The sequence below is a fragment of the Streptomyces sp. NPDC094034 genome (genome assembly GCF_040303865.1).
In the GTDB taxonomy this organism is placed as follows: Bacteria; Actinomycetota; Actinomycetes; order Streptomycetales; family Streptomycetaceae; genus Streptomyces.
Map to the genome: position 1 here is coordinate 1 of NZ_JBEOUD010000144.1, position 1,051 is coordinate 1,051.

At 67.1% G+C, this 1,051-nt stretch carries 1 protein-coding gene; it reads left to right on the forward strand.

Annotated elements, in window-relative coordinates; translation table 11 throughout:
* Positions 1 to 1,051: amino acid permease (locus ABTZ59_RS37275; protein ID WP_351426094.1), on the forward strand; the 1,051-nt coding region annotated here is incomplete at both ends.

Consider the following 1,051-nt stretch of genomic DNA (forward strand, 5'->3'; position numbering starts at 1 on the left):
GCCGGCGCGAAGATCCTCGAGGGCTGGGTGCCGGCGGTGCCGCAGTGGGGCTGGGCCCTCATCGTGATGCTGGTGCTGACCGCGTCGAACCTCGTCTCGGTCGGTTCCTACGGCGAGTTCGAGTTCTGGTTCGCCGGTATCAAGGTCGTGGCGATCGGCGCGTTCATCGTCGTCGGCCTGCTCGCGATCTTCGGTGTGCTGCCGGGCGCGCACACCGACAACGCGTCCTTCTCCAACCTCACCAGTCACGGCGGATTCCTGCCGCACGGTCCGGGCTCGATCCTCACCGGTGTCCTGCTGGTCGTCTTCTCCTTCATGGGCAGCGAGATCGCCACCCTGGCGGCCGGTGAGTCGGAGGACCCGCAGCGCGCGGTCACCAAGGCCACCAACAGCATCATCTGGCGTATCGGTGTCTTCTACCTCGGCTCGATCCTCGTCGTGGTCACGCTGGTGCCGTGGAACGACGCGTCGCTGGCGAAGCAGGGTTCGTACGTCGCCGCGCTGAACTCCCTCGGCATCGCGCACGCCGGCGAGATCATGAACGTCATCGTGCTGACCGCGGTGCTGTCCTGTCTGAACTCCGGCCTCTACACGGCCTCCCGGATGGCCTTCTCGCTCGGCCAGCGCGGTGACGCGCCCAAGGCGTTCGCCCGCACCACCTCCCGCGGTGTGCCGATGGCGGCGATCCTCGCGTCGGTCGTCTTCGGCTTCGTGGCCGTGTTCTTCAACTACAAGTTCCCGGACACCGTCTTCCTGTTCCTGCTGAACTCCAGTGGCGCGGTCGCCCTGTTCGTGTGGCTGGCCATCTGCTTCTCGCAGCTGCGGATGCGCCGGATCATCCAGCGCGAGGCGCCGGAGAAGCTCGTCGTGAAGATGTGGCTGTACCCCTACCTGACCTGGGCCGCGGCCGCGCTGATCGTCTTCGTCCTCGGCTACATGCTCACCGACACGGAGGGCGCGAGCAGCGGCCGCAAGACCGTGCTGCTGTCCCTTCTTCGGTGGCCCCGGCGGCTCCGGCATCACAGGACTGCCGTCCTTCGCCCAGGACTAC